We start from the raw sequence: 17,082 nt of genomic DNA, 5'->3' as shown, positions 1-17,082 counted from the left end.
TCAGGCCGCAGTGGTCTTCGGCCGCAGCCGGTCGACCGTCCGCGCGATCAGCGCGGCCACTTCGGGCACCTTCGGACCGATCCGAAACTCCGGCCCGGCGACGACGACGGAGAGCCGGCGGTCGCTGATCGGCAGCGGGATCGCGGCACCCGCAAGATCGCGGCTGTAATCCGCGAAACTCTGGCAATAGCCCCGCGAGATGGAGTTGCGCAGCTCGGTCTCCACGGCCTCGATGCTGATCGGCGTTGACGGGCCGTACTGCTTGAACTCGATCTTGCGATAGACCGAGTCGCGCTCTTCTTGCGAATATTGCAGCAGCAGCGCGCGGCCGCTGGCGGTGGCGTGGATCGGCACGCGATGGCCGATGGTCGCGAAATAGCGGATCGCTGCCTTGGACTCGACGACGTCGATGAACACCGCCATCACGCCGGCTGGCGCCACGATCGATGCGGTCTCGCCGGTCTCGGCGGAGAGATCGGAGATCAGCTGATGCGTCCAGGGCGGCAGCGGCTCGACCTCCGAGATCATCCGCGCCATCGCCAGCCACCGCGGCGTCGGATAGAAGCCGGCACGCGGCCGCGGCTCATAGAGATAGCCCTTTTCCGACAGCGTCGCGAGCAAGTTGAAGGTCGAGGAGCGCGGCCAGCCGAAATGATCGGCGATCTCGGCAAGCGTCGCCGGCTTCTTCACTTGCGCGAAGAATTCCATGATCTCCAGGACATTTGCAGCTTGGCGAACGATCATGGCGAGACTTGCGTTCCGATCTAGGGCTGGCCGAGGATCTTCTTGGCGGCGCGAAGGTGCGGCTTGTCGATCATCTGGCCGTCGAGCCGCAGCGTTCCGGAATTCGGATTGCTCGCGAACGCGGCGATGACCTTTTCCGCCCAGGCGCGCTCGGCGTCCGTCGGCGCGAACGCCGCATTGACGACGTCGACATGCTTGGGATGGATCAGCGCCTTCGCCGAAAAGCCGTCGCGGCGCGCCGCGCGCGTCTCGGCTTCGAGGCCCGCGAGATTGTCGATGTCGGTATAGACGGTGTCGATCGGCGCGACCTCGGCCGCGGCCGCTGCCATCAGGCAGAGATCGCGCGCGAGGCGGTAGGGGCTGTGGAACACGCCGCCGCTCGCTTTCTCGGTGGCGCCGAGCGAGGCGGAGAGATCCTCCGCACCCCACATCAGGCCGGCGAGGCGAGGGGAGCAGCCCTTGTAGCTGCCGAGCCCGAAGATCGAGCTCGCGGTTTCAGTGGCAACGCAGACGATGCGCGTCGTGCCAATCGTGATGCCGGACGCAGCTTCCAGCGCTTCGAGCCAGGCCGCGACCTGCCGCACGTCGTCGCCGCCTTGCGATTTCGGCAGCACGATGCCGTCGGGTCTGCCCGGCATCACTGCGGCGAGGTCGGCGAGCGTCATGTCGGTGTCGAGCGCGTTGACGCGGACATAGAGCTGGTGCGGGCCGGGCCGGCTCTTCAGCATCGCCAGCGTCAGCCCGCGTGCCTCCATCTTCTTCTCGGTGACGACGGAGTCCTCGAGGTCGATGATCAGCGCGTCGGCCTTGCCTTCGCTCGCCTTCTCGAATTTGCGCGGGGAATCGCCCGGCACGAACAGCATCGAACGCATTAGACCGGCCTCTTGTGCATCATCGCCATGCGGCGGCATTTTCCGACGATCTCGTCGTTCTGGTTCAAGGCGTGGTGCTCGAACTCGACGATGCCCGCTTTCGGGCGCGATTTGGATTCCCTCAACGAAAGCACCTTCGTCGTCGCCCGCAAGGTGTCGCCATGGAAGACCGGCTTCGGAAATGTCACGTCGGTCATGCCGAGATTGGCAACGGTTGTCCCCAAGGTCGTATCATAGACCGTCATGCCGATCATGATGCCGAGGGTGTAAAGGCTGTTGAAAATGCGCTGGCCGAACTCGGTCTTTTCGGAGAAATGCGCGTCGATGTGCAGCGGTTGCGGGTTGAGCGTCAGCAGGCTGAACATGGTGTTGTCCATTTCCGTGACGGTTCGGGTCAGCGGATGCCTGAACTCCTGGCCCACGGAAAAGTCCTCGAAATAAAGTCCGGCCATCGCGGTTTCCTCCCTGTATTGGTGCGATTTGGCCCGCGCTGCCGTTACGGCGGCGCGGCCAGATGAACTGCTTTTTGCTGTGCGAGATGCTCGATCTCGTCCGCCGAGAAACCGGCCTCGTGCAAAATGTCGCGGCCGTGCTGGCCGAGCGTTGGCGCGGGACCGGCAGGTTCCGGCTGCGTCACGCTCCAGGTGGAGGGCACGCGCATCTGGCGGATGCGGCCTTCCATGGGGTGCTCGACGGTCCTGAAGAAGTCGACGGCCTTGAGGTGCGGATCCTCGAGGATCGTCTCCAGCGTATGCATCGGCATCACCGGAATGTCGGCGCGCTCCAGCAGTTCGCGCCACTCTGCGGTGGTACGCGTCGCGAAGATGTGGCCGATCTCCTCGTAGATCTCGTCGATATGCCTGGTACGCGCGGCGTGGTTGGCAAAGCGCGGCTGGTCGAGGAAATGCGGCTGCCCGATCGCCTCGAAGAAGCTGCGCCAGTGCTTGTCGTTGTAGATGAGGACGCAGAGATAGCCGTCGCTGGTCTTGTAGGGACGGCGATAGCGCGAGAGCAGGCGGGCGTAGCCGCCATGGTCGAGCGGCGGATCGTAGGTCAGGCCGCCCAAATGATCGACCAGGACGAACTCCGCCATGGATTCGAACATGGGTACGTCGATGCGCTGGCCCTCGCCGGTGCGCTGCTGGTGCATCAGCCCGCCCATGATGGCGTTCACCATCATCAGCCCGACGATGCGATCGGCGATGGTGACGGGAACGTAGCGCGGCGTGCCGTCGCCGGCAGCGGCAAGCAGCGTCGGAATGGTCGCCGCGCCCTGGATCAGGTCGTCGTATGCGGGTTTTGCAGCGTAAGGGCCCGACTGGCCATAGCCGAACGCACCGACATAGACGAGCGCGGGATTGATCGCGGCAAGCGTCTCGTAGTCGAGGCCAAGCCGCGCCATCGCCTGCGGGCGCACATTGTAAACCAGCGCGTTGGCGCGCTTGGCCAGCCGCAGCAGCGTGTCGCGTCCTTCCCTCTTCTTGAGGTCGAGCACGATGCTGCGCTTACCGCGATTGGCGTTGTGGAACATCCCGCCCATGCCGGGCGTGCGGCCGGGACCGATCTGGCGAACGATGTCGCCCTCGGGGCTTTCGACCTTGATGACATCGGCACCCATGTCCGCCAGCACCTGGGTGCCGTAGGGGCCCATCAGCACCGAGGTCAGGTCGAGAATGGTGAAGCCGGCGAGCGGTCCCATGGGGCCTCTTGGGATGAATTCATATCCGTGGAGTTAGAGTTCATAAAAGTTGGGTGTCAATTCGACGCTGCTCATCCCACGCGCATGGGGCTATGCATAGTTCATATACTTGACAGATAAATTCACATATATGTACATTTTCCTCAAGCAAGAAATGGAGTGAGGGCCGGACTGTGCTGCAGCGTTTCGCTGCCACCTTCGGCATGGGGACGCGTCAGGGAGAACAAGATGAAGACGAAACTGGTCTGGGCCGCCGCGGCGTTCGCACTCTCGCTGCCGGTCTCGACGCTTCAGGCGCAGGCGCTGGAGCTGAAGGTCGCCGATAGCTTCCCCGCCGGTCACTATCTCGTCCGCCTGATGCTCAAGCCGTGGATGGACGACGTCACCAAGCGCACCAACGGTGCGGTGACTTTCACCTATTATCCGAACCAGCAGATCGGCAAGGCGGCCGACATGCTGCGGCTGACCCAGTCGGGCGTGGTCGACATCGGCTACATCGGGCCGTCCTATGTCTCCGACAAGATGCCGCTCTCGGAAGTCGCGCAACTGCCGGGGGCCTTTGAGACGAGCTGCCAGGGCACGATGGCCTATTGGAAGGCGGCGCGCGAAGGCGTTCTGGCCAAGCAGGAATATGCGCCCAACAAGATCAAGTTGCTGTTCGAGGTGGTGCTGCCGCCCTATCAGGTGTGGACCGCGAAAACCAAGGTCGACATCACCAAGGACATGCAGGGCCTGAAGCTGCGCACCACGGGCGGCGCGCAGGATCTGACATTGCGTGCGCTCGGCGCGGTGCCGGTGCGCATGGCAGCACCCGATGCTTATGAATCGCTGTCACGCGGCACCATGGATGGTCTGCTGTTTCCGATGGAAAGCGTCGTGGCCTACGGCCTCGACAAGCTGGTCAAGCACGCCACCGAAGGCGTCAGCTTCGGCAGCTTCATCGTCGCCTATTCCATCAACCAGTCGGTCTGGGACAAGCTGCCCGACGACGTGAAGAAGGCGATGAACGAGGCGTCCGAGGCGATCGAGCCGACCGCTTGCGCGCAGGTCGACAAGGAAACGGAGACCACCAAGAAGCACCTTCAGGATCAGGGCGTCAGCTTCGATCCGCTGCCGGAGGCGACCCGAACCGAGATGAAGGACAAGCTCAAGGGCGTCGGCAAGGAATGGGCGAGCGGGCTCGACAGCCGCGGCAAGCAGGCATCCGCCGCGCTGAAGGAGTTCGAGGATTTGCTCGCCGCCGGCGGCAAGTAAAAGCGTCAGGCAATCCGACAGAGAGAAGGAGGCGCCAGAGGTGATCAAGCGGGCAGGAGATGTGCTCGGCGCGCTGGAGCGCGCGCTGACGGTGATCGCGGTGGTGTTCCTGTTCGTGATCATGCTGCTGGTGGTGACCGACGTGTTCATGCGTTACGTGCTGAACAGTCCGTTCGCCTTTACCTATGATCTGATCGGGCTCTACCTGTTGGCTGGCGTGTTCTTCTTCACGCTGTCGGACGGCCTGCGCGAGCATGCGCATGTCGGCGTCGACATCCTGCTGTCGCGCTTCTCGCCGGCGGGACGACGGCTGTCGGAGATCGTCACCGCGCTCGCCGGTCTGTTCGTGTTCGTCCTGATCTGCAAGGTCGGATTCGAGCGCGCCCTGGAGAATTACGAGCAGCACGATGTGCTGGCCGGCGCGATTGCCTGGCCGACCTGGATCTCGGCGGCGCTGGTGCCGTTCGGCTGCGGCGTGCTGGTGCTGCGCCTGGTGCTTCAGCTCGTCGGCAATGTGCTGAGCCTCCTCAGCGGGCGCGATCTCTATCCGCTGCCGCCGGTGACCGGCGTCGGTGAAGCACGCAGCTTCGAGTAACGGGCGATATCCATGACACCCTTCATCGTTCTCGCCCTGCTGTTCGGTTTGCTCGCGCTCGGCACGCCCGTCGGCTTCGCCATGGCCTTTTCCGGCTCGGTCGGCCTCGTCATGGTCGGCGGATGGTCAACGCTGTTCGGCATCCTGCAGACCGCGCCGCTCTCGACGGTGTCGTCCTACGAGCTGATCACCATCCCGATGTTCCTCTTGATGGCGGACCTCGTGCTACTGTCGGGCGTCGCGGATGATCTGTTCAAGACAGCGTCGGCCTGGGTCGGGCGTGTCCCGGGCGGTCTCGGCATGGCGACCGCGCTCGCCGGCGCCGGTTTTGGTGCGATCTGCGGCACCTCGACCGCTTCGGCGGCGACACTGTCCTCGACCAGTCTGCCGGCGATGATCCGTCAGGGCTACGAGCCGAAGATGGCCGCCGGCGTGGTCGCGATATCAGGCACGCTGTCGATGCTGCTGCCGACCAGCGTCGCGCTCGTCATCTTCGGCCTGCTGGCCGAGGTGAACATCGGAAAGCTCCTGATCAGCGGCATCATCCCGGCGATCCTCGTCACCATCACCATCATGGTCACGATCTACTTCCTGGTCTGGCAGGATCCGTCGCGCGCGCCGGCCGCGAAATCAGTGCCGTGGCGCGAGAAATTCGCGTTGCTGTGGCAGGTCTCGCCGATGGTGGTGCTGTTCTCGATCGTCACAGGCACGATCTACCTCGGCGTCGCCACGCCGACCGAAGCTTCCGCTTTCGGCGCGTTCGGCGCCTTCCTGCTCGCGATCGTCAAGGGCAAGATCACGCCGTCCTCACTCTATCACACGCTGCTGCGCGCCTGCCACGGCACCTGCATGATCATCATGATCCTGGTCGGTGCCTCGATCTTCGGCTATTTCTTCACGCTCACGCATGTGACGCAGGATCTCGTCGCCTGGATCGGCTCGCTGCCGGCCTCGCGCTGGGTGATCATCACGCTGATCCTGTGCGGCTATATCGTGCTCGGCTCGTTCATGGACCAGATCGCGATCCTGGTGCTGACCGTGCCGATCGTGCTGCCGCTGATCAAGACGCTCGGCTTCGACCCGATCTGGTTCGGTGTGATCAAGATCGTCACCGCCGAGGTCGGCATGATCACGCCGCCGGTCGGGCTGAACTGCTTCATCGTCGCCCGCTACGCCAAGCGGCCGGTGGCGGAAGTGTTCCACGGCACCTTCCCGCATTTCATCGCGCACCTGATCGCGATCGCGATCCTGGTGGCGTTTCCGTCCATCATCCTCTGGCTGCCCTCGCAGATGGGGCGCTAGGATCGGAGCCCGGCTCCCAAGAAGGAGATCAAGAACATGGATTTCGCGCTCACCGATCAGCAGGAAGCCATTCGCGATGCCATTGCCAAGATCTGCGAAGGCTTTCCCGATGCCTACTGGCTGAAGAAGGACCACGACGGTGGTTTCCCGCATGATTTCCACAAGGCGCTGGCGGACGCCGGCTGGCTCGGCATCTGCGTGCCTGAGGAATATGGCGGCTCCGGGCTCGGCATCACCGAAGCCGCGATCATGATGCGCACGATCGCGGAGTCGGGCGCCGGCATGTCGGGGGCGTCTGCCGTGCACATCAACGTGTTCGGGCTTAACCCGGTCGTGGTGTTTGGCACGGAAGAACAGCGTAAGCGCATGCTGCCGCCGATGGTCGAGGGCCGCGAGAAGGCGTGCTTTGCCGTCACCGAGCCCAACACCGGCCTCAACACCACGCAACTGAAGACCCGCGCGGTCGCCAAGAACGACCGCTACATCGTCAACGGCCAGAAGGTGTGGATCTCGACCGCGCAGGTCGCGCACAAGATCCTGCTGCTGGCGCGCACCACTCCGCTGGAGGAGGTGCGCTCGCCGACCCACGGGCTCAGCCTGTTCTACACCGATTTCGACCGCAAGAAGATCAAGGTCCACGAGATCGAGAAGATGGGCCGCAAGATCGTCGATTCCAACGAGCTGTTCTTCGAGGATTTCGAGATCCCGATGGAGGACCGCATCGGCGAAGAGGGCAAGGGTTTTCAGTACATCCTCGAGGGCATGAACCCCGAGCGCATCCTGATCGCGGCGGAAGCCGTCGGTCTCGGCAAGCTCGCGCTGTCGCGCGCGACCGAATACGCCAAGACGCGCGTTGTCTTCAACCGTCCGATCGGCAAGAACCAGGGCATCCAGCATCCGCTCGCGGTGAACTGGGTCGAGCTCGAGGCGGCCTGGCTGATGGTGATGCAGGCGGCCTGGCAATATGACAAGGGCTTGCCCTGCGGCGCCGGCGCGAACGCCGCGAAATACTTTGCAGGCGAAGCCGGATACCATGCCTGCGAGCAGGCCGTGATGACCCATGGCGGCTTTGGCTACGCCAAGGAATTCCACGTCGAGCGCTATTTGCGCGAAGTGCTGATCCCGCGCATCGCGCCGGTCAGCCCGCAGCTCGCGCTCAGCTTCATTGCGGAGAAGGTGCTCGGGCTCGCGAAGTCGTACTAGACTGGCTGTGGAGGATCGCCCATGAACCTCGCTCAGCATCTTCTGCGTGCCGCCAGGGCCGACGCGTCCGCGCCGGCGCTGTTCAAGGGGCTGACGCTGGTCGCGGACTACGGCCGGCTCGCCGCGACGGTGGCGTCGCTGGCGGCGTCGTTGCAGCAAAGCTTCGGTCTCACCAAAGGCGACCGCGTCGCGCTGCTGATGAAGAACGTGCCCGACTATGTCGCCTGCCTCTATGCCTGCTGGCATGCCGGTCTGGTCGCCGTCCCCATCAATGCAAAACTGCATCCGCGCGAGGTTGCCTTTATTCTCGACAACTCCGGCGCTGCGGTGATGTTCGTGACCGAGGATATGGCAGGCGTCGCGTCGGAGGCGTTGGCGCTCGGCACGGCCAAGCCGCGCGTGATCGAAATCGGCTCGGCCGAGCATCGCGCGCTGGAGAAGGCCGACGGCATCGCCATCGCCGACGTAGGGATCACCGATCCCGCCTGGATCTTCTACACCAGCGGCACCACCGGCCGGCCCAAGGGCGCGGTGCTCAGCCATCGCAATCTGCTTGCGATGTCGCTGAACTATCTCGCCGAGATCAATCCGATTGTGGCGGGCGAAGCGCTATTGCACGCCGCGCCGATGTCGCATGGCTCCGGCCTCTACATGGTGCCGCACGTGCTCGGCATGGGCGCGCAGATCATCCCGGAGAGCGGCCGCTTCGAGCCCGACGAGATCCTGGAGCTGACGGCGAAGCGCGACAACATCTCCTTCTTCGCCGCGCCCACCATGGTGCGGCGCCTGACGGTTGCGGCGGAAGCGGCGGGCGCAACCGCGCCGGGACTGAAGACCATCATCTATGGCGGTGGCCCCATGTATGTCGCCGACTGCAAGGCCGCACTCGGCGTGTTCGGGCCGAAGCTCGCGCAAATCTATGGTCAGGGCGAGACGCCGATGACCATCACCTACCTGCCCAAATCCATGCATGTCGACGCCGGTCATCCGCGCCACGAGGAGCGTCTTGCCTCGGTCGGCATCGCGCAGGGCGTGGTGCAGGTGCGCACCGTGGACGAGGCGGGGCGCGACGTTGCGCCCGGCGAGGTCGGCGAGATCATCGTGCGCGGCGATACCGTGATGTCCGGTTACTGGCAAAATTTGGATGCCACCGCGAACACGCTTCGCGACGGCTGGCTCTACACCGGCGACATGGGTGCCTTCGATGTCGACGGCTTCCTGACGCTGAAGGACCGCTCCAAGGACGTCATCATCTCCGGCGGCACCAACATCTATCCGCGCGAGGTCGAGGAGGTGCTACTGCGGCATGAGGCCGTCGCCGAGGTCTCGGTGATCGGCCGGCCGCATCCGGAATGGGGCGAGGAGGTCGTGGCGGTCGTGGTCGCTGCCGAGGGCAGGGCAGTCACGCGGGACGAGCTCGACCGGATGTGCAACGCCTGGATCGCACGTTTCAAGCGGCCCAAGCACTATTACCTCACCGGCGAATTGCCCAAGAACAGCTATGGCAAGATCGTGAAGACGGAGCTGCGCGCGCTGCTGGCTGAGTCCTCCGCGCGCCTCACCCCGATGGGCTGAGCCGGCAATGTCCGGGGGCCCGCCGCCAATCGATTTTTCCGGCCTGATCCGTGAAGGCGATCTCGTGGTGTGCGGGCAGGCGACGGCGGAGCCGGTCACCCTGACCGAGGCGCTGATGACGCAGGCGGCGTGGCTTCCGCCTTTTCGGATGATGGTCGGAGCGGTGTTCTCGGAGACGTTTTCCGCCGCGTGCGCTTCTACCGTGTCGTTCCAGAGCTATGGTGTGATCGGCAGTACGCGGCGGCTCGCGAGGGCGGGGCGGCTCGATGTGATCCCGAGCAACTACGGCGCCTTCTGTGCCGATTTCGCTGCGCACCGCCACAGGGCGGACGTCGTCCTGGTGCAACTCGCGGAGGCCGACGACGGAAGGCTCAGTGCCGGCCTCTCCAACGACTATGTCATCGATGCCGCGCGCGGCGCCCGCCTCGTCATCGCCGAGATCAATCCGGATGCACCCTTTACGTTCGGTGCGGAGTGGCCGGAGGACGTGCCGATCCAGATGCGCGTCGCGGCGCGGCGCCCGCCGGTCGAACTGGCATCGACGCCGCTCGACGACGTCTCGCGTCTGATTGCCGCCCACGCGGCAAACCTGATCTCCGACGGCAGCACGCTCCAGTTCGGCGTCGGACGCATTCCGGACGCGATCCTGTCGTCGCTGTCCCATGTGCGCAATCTCGGCATTCATTCCGGCCTGATCAACGATGCCGTCGTCGATCTGATCGAGCGCGGCGCAGTGACGAATGCGGAGAAGGGGATCAATGCCGGGACCACCGTCACCAACCAGGTGATCGGGTCGCAGCGGCTCTACCGCTTCGTGCACGAGAACAAGGCGGTGGCGGTGCGGCCGACGTCCTACACGCACGGTCAAAACGTGCTGGCGCGGATCGATCGCCTGGTCGCGATCAACTCGGCGCTTCAGGTCGGGCTCGATGGCAGCGTCAATTCCGAGACGCTGAATGGCGTTGCGGTCGGCGCGATCGGCGGGCAACTCGATTTCGTGCGCGGCGCCAATGCGTCACGCGGGGGCAGGGCGATCATCGCGCTGCCTGCGACGGCGTCGGACGGAACCAGCCGGATCGTCGCCAATGTCGAGACCGTGACCACCCCCCGCGCCGATGTCGATGCCATCGTCACCGAATGGGGCATCGCCGAGCTGCGCGGCTGCGGCCTTGCCGAGCGGGCGCGCCGCATGATCGCGATCGCGGCGCCCGGGCACCGCGACGCGCTGTCAGCGCAGGCTCGCAGGTCCGCCGGCTAGCCTCAGTTCATCATCGCAAGCGTCGGGCGCTGGTTCTCGCCGGACCCGATGATAGCAGGGATATCCGTCGCCTCGCCGGCGATCATGCCCGACATCTGCCAGAACAGGTGCGCAAGGCGAGAGAACACCAGCCGCTCGCGTTCGGCAGGGACGGTGCCATCAGGGATCGTCACGGTCTCCAGGCCGACCACCTTCTTGAAATCAGGCCAGATCGTCATCGACTGCGCGATCACCGAATAGCAGCGCGGATCCTCGTCGCTCTCCTCGGGCGCCGGCGGCAGGCCCGGATATTGCGTCGGTGCGACGTAGAACTTGTAGGCGCCATAGCCGAGCCGGAGCAGGAATTTCTCGGGGACGGCGACGTCGGCGGCGAAGGACACCAGCCGGGCTTCGCTCAGCACGTCTGCCTCGATCGCGCTGAGGTCCGATGCGCGCAGCGCCGAGCAGAAGGCGAGGTCGCGATTGTGCTCGCGGAGCAGATTGGCCAGTGGCTGCTGCTGTTGCACGGTATCGGTGAGCAGGATGATGGTCTTGAGCATCGTCTGATATCCGTCAGGGGAAGAGATGGCGGGCGGTCATGGCCGCTTGGTCGGAGGCGTGGGTCGCGAAGAAATCGTTGGCAATGCGCTGACCCGGCGCGATCTCCAGGATGCGGTAGCGCGCGAGCGCGGCGGCTTCGCGCGCGGCGCCGACGTCGCCTTGCCAGGCACAGAGCGACAACTCGAGCCGGCCGTAGCCGCCGCAATCGGCGGCATAGGCACCGGTCACGGCTTCCACCGTCGCAGCCACCGCGCCGGCGTCGCTGGCCGAGACGTCGCGCAGGATCACGGCGATGCCGTCGCCGGTCGCGGTTTTCGACGTCATCACCATGAAGGCATCGCGGGAACCGGTGCGTCCGGCGCGGCGGGCCGCGCGCGCAATGCCGCCAAAGCCGGGATCTGGACCGAGATCCAGCGTCGTGGTCTGCTGGTCATGCAGGATCGTGGCGCGCATCGCGCCGAGGTCGCCTTTCAGCGAATGATAGGAGCGGGGGAGCCACACGGTGTCGAGCGTCAGCTGTGAGGAGGTCAGGCTCCAGGCCTGATCGAGCAGATAGCCCTCCCAGATCGCGGGATAGGACGCGGCGAGCTGCAGCCAGGTGCGGAGCAGTGTCTCGGCGGCCTTGGTGCGCCCCAGATAGAGCGTGCGCGCCGACATTTCCCAGCGATTCCACTTGTGCAAGGCGACATCGCAGCCGAGGAAGGTCGGAAGCAGCGGCGCCTCGCGCAACACCGCGCCGGCTTCGACGAACAGCAGCGGCTCGCGATACTTGTTCCACATCCGCATCATGAACTCCGCCTTCTCGAAGCAGAGGATGCGGTCGGCGAACTGGGTCTCGATCGGCTCGATGTGGCAGGCGAGGTCGAAGCGCTCGAGCGAGTGCCGCAGCGCGAAGGCCGCGGTCGCATCGGCCCCGCGCGGATAGCAGGAGACGATCCGCGGGCGACCGGTGGATGTGTTGGCGGCGGTGAGGAATTTCGACCAGCCGATGCCGCCCCACCACATCTCGTGCGGGCCGTCCGCGCCGCAGGGGCCGACGGTGCCGAATTCGGTCAGCTTGGACTTGAGGAAATCGAAGCCGGGATTCTCGCTTCTGGGAATGACGACGGCGCAGCCGGGGGTGAGCGAGCGATAGAACAGTTCGGCTGCCGCCCCGCTCGGTGGCTCCCTGAGGATGATGACGCCGTTTCGCCGGCCCTCGCTGAGATCGTCGAGCGTCGGCGCGCCGTACTGCTCGACCAGCCAGCCCAGGCGGTCGCGCTGGGGCGGGCCGAGCCTGACACCGCTGGATTGCAGCAGCTGATCAAGGTTTTCGTGCGTCTCGTCCGTCAATTCCGTGCCCCCTCGCGCCAGCCTTGGACTTCAACGTCCGGGGCGGCGCGATCAGGCGCACTATTTGGTGCCGGCGCCGAGCGGGGTGATCGCGATGGAATAGATCGCGATCTCCTGCGTCATCGGCGCCACCGGGATCAGCAGGCAGCCGTCGTCGCTCTCGGCGCGATAGTGTTCGCCGTTCCGCTGTACGCCGGCGTAGACCAGGCTCCCGGCTGCAATGCCGATGACGTCCTGACTTGCGGCGGCCTCGCAGATCTCGCCGGCGCATTGCATGGTGACGCCATGCAGGAGGCCCTCGGCCGCGAATTTCGGCAGCGGCAGCGCGAGCATGACGATACCCATGGCGCGCGAGACCGGAATGCGCACGCGCAGCTCCCCGAGCCCGGTCCGGTGCACGGCGACCGATTCCAGCGCCGCCTCGCCATTGGCGCGAAACAATCCGACCTGAACCACGCCGCAGGGGCTCTCTTCGAAGACGTCGGCGGGCAGGCGGTTGGCGCCGAACAACGTATAGAGATAGGCGTAGGACGGCGACATCAGCGCGAAGCTGCCGGCAAGCCACATCGGCGGCCCGGCCGACGTGCAGGCAGCCGAGAGGCCGCGGGCGGTGATCTGATTGCGGACGAAGTCGCGGTCGAGCATCGGCGCCAGCGCCTGCGTGCCGAGATTGACATCATGCTGCAGGCCGCCAAGCAGAGCCAGCTCGTCGCCATCGGGCAGCAGCAACAGGCGCGCCAGCGTCGCGGCGCTCCACCGTGCAGCGACGTCGGGCGCGGCATAGGGGCTCAAAGAGAAGTCCCGTGCAACGTCCGCGGCGCCTGCCGCGAAGGCGAGCGCGCCGGCCTGGATGTCGGTGGCCAGCGCGATCTGGCTGGCGGAATGCGGGTTGATCTCGCGCAGGACCTGGTCGCCGTCATAGTCGCGCACCGAGCCATCGGCGGAGCAGCAGGCCTGCTCCAGCAGCGCGACGTTGCGCACCAGCATGCGCTTGACGTGGGGCGTGATCACGAGATCGGAGATGAAGCCTGTGGCGCTGTCCTGCTCGGCGAGATCGTCGAAGGAATCATCAAGGGAGATGAGATAGACGCCATGGAGGCGGATCCTGATCCCTTCCAGGTCGAAGACACGCCGGAGAGCCTTCTGCACGCTGCCGGAATAGCCGAGGTCGGCAAGCACGAGGTCGGTACAGTCGTCAAAGCCCGGTATCGCGTGGCGCAGATAGGCGAGCAGCCGCGCACGCAGGATTTCGGCTAGCTCGAGAAGCTCGCCGGTCTCCATGAGGGCGGGCAGCGCCTCGGCGAGCTCCTGGCCGCTCACGATCCCGTCGGGCGCTTTCGCGAAGAACGCCGCGACCTTCGGTGGCACGACCTTGACCATGTCGCGGAAGGTCGGTGCGTCGAGCTTCGCTATCTTGGCGAGGAAATCGACGAGTGGCTGCATCGTGTCGGCCGAGGCCATCAGGCTGACGCGGCGGTTGATCTCGAGATAGGCCGAGGTCGCCCCGTGCAACTCCTGCCAGATCCGCTGCGACAGAAAGCCGTCACGGCCGAGAAAGCCGAGCGCCACCCGCCGGCCGGGACCTCCGATCTGCTCGCAGCGCTCCGAGACAAAGGCGTCGAAGGCGGTCATCACCGGACCGAGCACTGTCGCGCCAAGGTGAAAGGCCGGAGACTTCTCGGCGCTTCGTGCGGCCATCATGCGCCGCAGCGTGCGCGAACCGTGATCGAGCCGCGAAGGGGCGCCCGGGCAAAGCAGCTCGAACAGCGAGGTTTCACGCTGCAGCTTCGAAGCCAATTCGCGCGAAGCCTGGGGATAGTAACGTGGCCGAATGCCGTGGCGTCGCGCGCCCTTGATGTCGGCCTGCTCGTTGTCGCCGATGTGGAAGGAGGCGCCGGCGTCGACGCCCTGCTCGGTCAGGTACTTCGCGAACAGCGCTTCGCTCTTGCCGCTGCCATGGTCGCAGGAGGCGTAGAGAAAGTCCCAGACGAGGCCGGGGCGGCAGGCGCGCAGCAGCCGCGCCAGCCGATCGGAATCCCAATAGGTATCGGAGATGAATCCGACGCGATGGCCGGTGCGTTTCATTTCCGAGTATTGCCGAAGCATGTCCGGATTGACGCGACAGAGCTCCAGCTCGGCCGCGAACTCCGATTCGACGAGGTCGCTCAGATCGCTACGCGTGAGACCGAACAGATTGAACGGAAAGAACGAATAGATGTCCTCGATGTGAACTTCGACCGCGCCGCGCTTGTCCTTCGCGGCCCTGCGTGCGCGCCCTTCGGCCTGGATTCGATGCTGAACGAAACTGACAGAAACATTCGGACAAGTTCTTGAAATGCCCGAGAGCTCGTAAGTCCTTTCAAATACGCCATCTGGTGTCGTGCAGGCTCGAACCAGAAATGTATCGAAAACATCGAACGACCAAGCGGAAACAATTTGGGCGCTGCGCGCTGCGCCGGTCGTTGCGATCGTCATGCTGCACTTCCCCGTCCACCAGGACGATTAACGTGCGCATTTGACGAGTCAGGCGCCGCACGCGCGAAAAAAGTTCACGCGCGATTCAAAATCGCATTCGCAGCGACTGACAGATTCAAAAAAATCGCTAGGTTCGAAAAAGGTGATTCGGAAAAAATTGCCGGGTGCGGAAGTCGTCTCGCGTTCATTCACACTCGGAAACAATCGCGTCTTGATGCGCTGCGCGCGTGTCGCGTTCGATCGCCTAGTGCTGCGTAATGTCAGCGTTTTCTCTCCACGACATCTGTTCAGGATGGATGATCCGCCATGGCGCGAGACGATGTGATGATTGCAGGTGTGACGCGCGAGATGATCGCGCGGTCGGCAATTATTGCCCGACACTCGGCAAAAACGACCGGCTAACATCTTGAAAAATAACAAAAATTCTCCGCCTGGATCGTTTTGGTGGCCCGTTCAACGCCTGGAAGCCGTGTGGCATGTGCGCCGCCGGCGTTGCGGGTTGGAGGTTGCGGGATGAGTTACGCTGCTGATGTCTGGGCTCCCGCCGAGGCCGAGATCACGACGACGGCGCCGGTCGATGCGGTCGTGCAGGTGACGCCGTCGGTGCCGCTCGCGCCGGACAGCGCGCCCGCTGCCGACGATGTCGTCTTCGACGAAGACAGCGAGCTGCTGGACAGGCTCGCTGCCGACGACGAGGCGGCGTTCCGCATGCTGGTCGAGCGTCACATCGATCGCGCCTATGCGATCGCCCTGCGCATCGTCGGCAACGCGGCGGACGCCGAGGACGTGGTGCAGGACACCATGCTCAAGGTCTGGAGCCATCGCGGTCGCTGGCAGCACGGCCGCGCCAAGTTCTCGACCTGGCTCTACCGCGTCATCTCCAACCGCTGCATCGACATCAGGCGCAAGCCGCGCAATGAAAACGTCGAGACGGTGCCGGAAGTCGCCGACGGCCAGCCCGGCGCCGTCGAGATTATCGAGCGCAACGAGCTGAACGACATGCTGGAGCTCGCGATGCAGCGCCTGCCCGAGCAGCAGCGCATCGCGGTGATCTTCTCGTACCACGAGAACATGAGCAACGGCGAGATCGCCCAGGTGATGGACACGACGGTCGCCGCGGTGGAGTCGCTGCTCAAGCGCGGGCGTCAGCAGCTCCGGCAATTGCTGCGCAAGCACGAACGCGACATCCGCACCGCGTTTACCGACTGCTAACCATAAAATTCACGCCGCAAAATTTTCCGCGCCTGATCTCTCTGCGCTCCGCCGTTTGAGCGAACGGACGGGGCTGCGGTCCGCGTCGTCGTAAGTCGATTTCCACGATGCGGCACGCCATGCCCATCAGCACAGGAGCTTTCAATGCCCGCAATCAATACCAATACCGCCGCCAACGCCGCGGTCCGTTACCTCAACATCAATTCGTCGCAGGAGACCAGCTCGCTCTCGAAGCTGTCGAGCGGCTCGCGCATCACCTCCGCGTCCGACGACGCCGCCGGCCTTGCGATCTCGACCCGCATCTCCTCGGACGTCACCACCCTGCAGCAGGCCGCGACCAACGCCTCGCAGGCGACCGCGATCCTGCAGACCGCCGATGGCGGCGCTTCGAACATCTCCGACATTCTGGCCCGCATGAAGTCGCTCGCCTCCGAGTCCGCCTCGGGCACCACGACCGACTCCAGCCGCGCCTACATCAACTCGGAATTCACGCAGCTCACGAGCGAAATCGACTCGATCGCGTCCGGCACCCGCTATTCCAGCCAGAGCCTGCTCGACGGCTCCAGCGTGTTCGCCTCGGGCGTCTCGGTGCTGGTCGGCTCGTCCGGCTCGGACACCATCACGATCACGCTCACCAGCCTCACCGCATCCTCGCTCGGCGTCTCCTCGCTGGACGTCAGCACGCTGTCGGATGCGACCTCGGCACTGACCACGCTCGATACGGCGATCGATACGGTTTCCGCCGCCCGCGCCAGCATCGGCGCCCAGGAATCGCGCTTCAACTTCAGCGCCGACTCGATCTCGACCCAGACCCAGAACCTGCAGTCCGCGAATTCGGCGATCAAGGACGTCGACATCGCGGCCGAGCAGTCCAAGCTCTCGTCCGCGGAAGTGAAGACCCAGGCCGCCGTCTCGGCGCTGGCCGCGGCGAACCAGATGCCGCAGTACCTGCTCAAGCTGCTGGGCTGATGATGATCCGGGCGGGCCGGCATGACGCCGGCCCGCTCTCTGCCAGGGGATA

At 64.9% G+C, this 17,082-nt stretch carries 14 protein-coding genes and 1 pseudogene; 8 read left to right on the top strand and 7 right to left on the bottom strand.

Going from position 1 to position 17,082, the window contains the following annotated elements; all coding sequences use genetic code 11:
* The 4 genes and pseudogenes from JQ603_RS13110 to JQ603_RS13095 form a co-directional block, all read right to left on the bottom strand.
* A complete protein-coding gene (locus tag JQ603_RS13110; protein WP_212339868.1) occupies positions 1–744 on the bottom strand; it encodes an IclR family transcriptional regulator in 744 nt (247 codons plus the stop codon).
* 20 nt (positions 745–764) lie between these two features.
* Entirely contained in the window at positions 765–1,616 is an 852-nt protein-coding gene (locus JQ603_RS13105; RefSeq protein WP_212339867.1) for an HpcH/HpaI aldolase/citrate lyase family protein, read from the bottom strand.
* Positions 1,616–2,083 (bottom strand): annotated as a pseudogene (locus JQ603_RS13100) (MaoC family dehydratase); the annotation flags it as partial. The gene JQ603_RS13105 and the pseudogene JQ603_RS13100, both read right to left, overlap by 1 nt.
* A gap of 29 nt (positions 2,084–2,112) precedes the next feature.
* A complete protein-coding gene (locus JQ603_RS13095; RefSeq protein WP_212339865.1) occupies positions 2,113–3,315 on the bottom strand; it encodes a CaiB/BaiF CoA transferase family protein in 1,203 nt (400 codons plus the stop codon).
* Between the two features lie 228 nt (positions 3,316–3,543).
* Between JQ603_RS13095 and dctP the strand changes: the two genes are divergently transcribed.
* Genes dctP through JQ603_RS13065 form a run of 6 tightly spaced genes read left to right on the top strand, consistent with a single transcriptional unit; the run spans position 3,544 to position 10,502 of the window.
* Positions 3,544–4,569 carry a TRAP transporter substrate-binding protein DctP gene (gene dctP, locus JQ603_RS13090; protein WP_212339864.1) on the top strand — a complete coding sequence of 342 codons (1,026 nt, stop codon included), beginning with the start codon at positions 3,544–3,546 and terminating at the stop codon, positions 4,567–4,569.
* Between the two features lie 40 nt (positions 4,570–4,609).
* Complete coding sequence (locus JQ603_RS13085; protein WP_212339863.1) at positions 4,610–5,164, top strand: TRAP transporter small permease; 555 nt, start codon at positions 4,610–4,612, stop codon at positions 5,162–5,164.
* A 12-nt stretch (positions 5,165–5,176) separates the two neighbouring features.
* Positions 5,177–6,466 (top strand): TRAP transporter large permease, encoded by a 1,290-nt coding sequence (locus JQ603_RS13080; RefSeq protein ID WP_212339862.1) that lies wholly within the window; start codon positions 5,177–5,179, stop codon positions 6,464–6,466.
* Positions 6,467–6,502: 36 nt separating this feature from the next.
* Positions 6,503–7,669 (top strand): acyl-CoA dehydrogenase family protein, encoded by a 1,167-nt coding sequence (locus JQ603_RS13075; protein ID WP_212026728.1) that lies wholly within the window; start codon positions 6,503–6,505, stop codon positions 7,667–7,669.
* A gap of 21 nt (positions 7,670–7,690) precedes the next feature.
* Positions 7,691–9,244 (top strand): AMP-binding protein, encoded by a 1,554-nt coding sequence (locus JQ603_RS13070; protein ID WP_212339861.1) that lies wholly within the window; start codon positions 7,691–7,693, stop codon positions 9,242–9,244.
* 7 nt (positions 9,245–9,251) lie between these two features.
* Complete coding sequence (locus JQ603_RS13065; protein WP_212339860.1) at positions 9,252–10,502, top strand: acetyl-CoA hydrolase/transferase family protein; 1,251 nt, start codon at positions 9,252–9,254, stop codon at positions 10,500–10,502.
* A gap of 2 nt (positions 10,503–10,504) precedes the next feature.
* Here JQ603_RS13065 and JQ603_RS13060 read toward each other — a convergent pair whose 3' ends face one another.
* The 3 genes from JQ603_RS13060 to JQ603_RS13050 are packed head-to-tail and all read right to left on the bottom strand — an operon-like array spanning position 10,505 to position 14,849.
* Positions 10,505–11,041, bottom strand: coding sequence for a hypothetical protein (locus JQ603_RS13060; protein ID WP_212339859.1), 537 nt, complete (start codon positions 11,039–11,041; stop codon positions 10,505–10,507).
* A 13-nt stretch (positions 11,042–11,054) separates the two neighbouring features.
* Complete coding sequence (locus JQ603_RS13055) at positions 11,055–12,374, bottom strand: hypothetical protein (RefSeq protein WP_212339858.1); 1,320 nt, start codon at positions 12,372–12,374, stop codon at positions 11,055–11,057.
* A 60-nt stretch (positions 12,375–12,434) separates the two neighbouring features.
* On the bottom strand, positions 12,435–14,849 hold the full coding sequence (locus JQ603_RS13050) for an HAD family hydrolase (RefSeq protein WP_212339857.1): 2,415 nt from the start codon (positions 14,847–14,849) through the stop codon (positions 12,435–12,437).
* Between the two features lie 513 nt (positions 14,850–15,362).
* On the opposite strand from JQ603_RS13050, the gene JQ603_RS13045 reads away from it, so the two are divergent.
* Together JQ603_RS13045 and JQ603_RS13040 are read left to right on the top strand one after the other, a co-directional pair.
* Complete coding sequence (locus JQ603_RS13045; protein ID WP_212339856.1) at positions 15,363–16,061, top strand: RNA polymerase sigma factor; 699 nt, start codon at positions 15,363–15,365, stop codon at positions 16,059–16,061.
* A 144-nt stretch (positions 16,062–16,205) separates the two neighbouring features.
* Complete coding sequence (locus tag JQ603_RS13040; protein ID WP_018641141.1) at positions 16,206–17,030, top strand: flagellin; 825 nt, start codon at positions 16,206–16,208, stop codon at positions 17,028–17,030.
* Positions 17,031–17,082 lie beyond the last annotated feature (52 nt).

The sequence above is a fragment of the Bradyrhizobium liaoningense genome, from assembly GCF_018130825.1.
In the GTDB taxonomy this organism is placed as follows: domain Bacteria; phylum Pseudomonadota; class Alphaproteobacteria; order Rhizobiales; family Xanthobacteraceae; genus Bradyrhizobium; species Bradyrhizobium liaoningense_B.
This window is presented reverse-complemented; position numbering and strand designations above follow the sequence as displayed.

Excerpts from the sequence above, each read along its gene's own strand:
- JQ603_RS13065 (WP_212339860.1), top strand. The coding sequence starts at position 9,252 with ATGTCCGGGGGCCCGCCGCCAATCGATTTTTCCGGCCTGATCCGTGAA.
- JQ603_RS13045 (WP_212339856.1), top strand. The coding sequence starts at position 15,363 with ATGAGTTACGCTGCTGATGTCTGGGCTCCCGCCGAGGCCGAGATCACG.
- JQ603_RS13105 (WP_212339867.1), bottom strand. The coding sequence starts at position 1,616 with ATGCGTTCGATGCTGTTCGTGCCGGGCGATTCCCCGCGCAAATTCGAG.
- JQ603_RS13040 (WP_018641141.1), top strand. The coding sequence starts at position 16,206 with ATGCCCGCAATCAATACCAATACCGCCGCCAACGCCGCGGTCCGTTAC.
- dctP (WP_212339864.1), top strand. The coding sequence starts at position 3,544 with ATGAAGACGAAACTGGTCTGGGCCGCCGCGGCGTTCGCACTCTCGCTG.
- JQ603_RS13080 (WP_212339862.1), top strand. The coding sequence starts at position 5,177 with ATGACACCCTTCATCGTTCTCGCCCTGCTGTTCGGTTTGCTCGCGCTC.
- JQ603_RS13110 (WP_212339868.1), bottom strand. The coding sequence starts at position 744 with ATGATCGTTCGCCAAGCTGCAAATGTCCTGGAGATCATGGAATTCTTC.
- JQ603_RS13070 (WP_212339861.1), top strand. The coding sequence starts at position 7,691 with ATGAACCTCGCTCAGCATCTTCTGCGTGCCGCCAGGGCCGACGCGTCC.
- JQ603_RS13095 (WP_212339865.1), bottom strand. The coding sequence starts at position 3,315 with ATGGGACCGCTCGCCGGCTTCACCATTCTCGACCTGACCTCGGTGCTG.
- JQ603_RS13060 (WP_212339859.1), bottom strand. The coding sequence starts at position 11,041 with ATGCTCAAGACCATCATCCTGCTCACCGATACCGTGCAACAGCAGCAG.
- JQ603_RS13050 (WP_212339857.1), bottom strand. The coding sequence starts at position 14,849 with ATGACGATCGCAACGACCGGCGCAGCGCGCAGCGCCCAAATTGTTTCC.
- JQ603_RS13075 (WP_212026728.1), top strand. The coding sequence starts at position 6,503 with ATGGATTTCGCGCTCACCGATCAGCAGGAAGCCATTCGCGATGCCATT.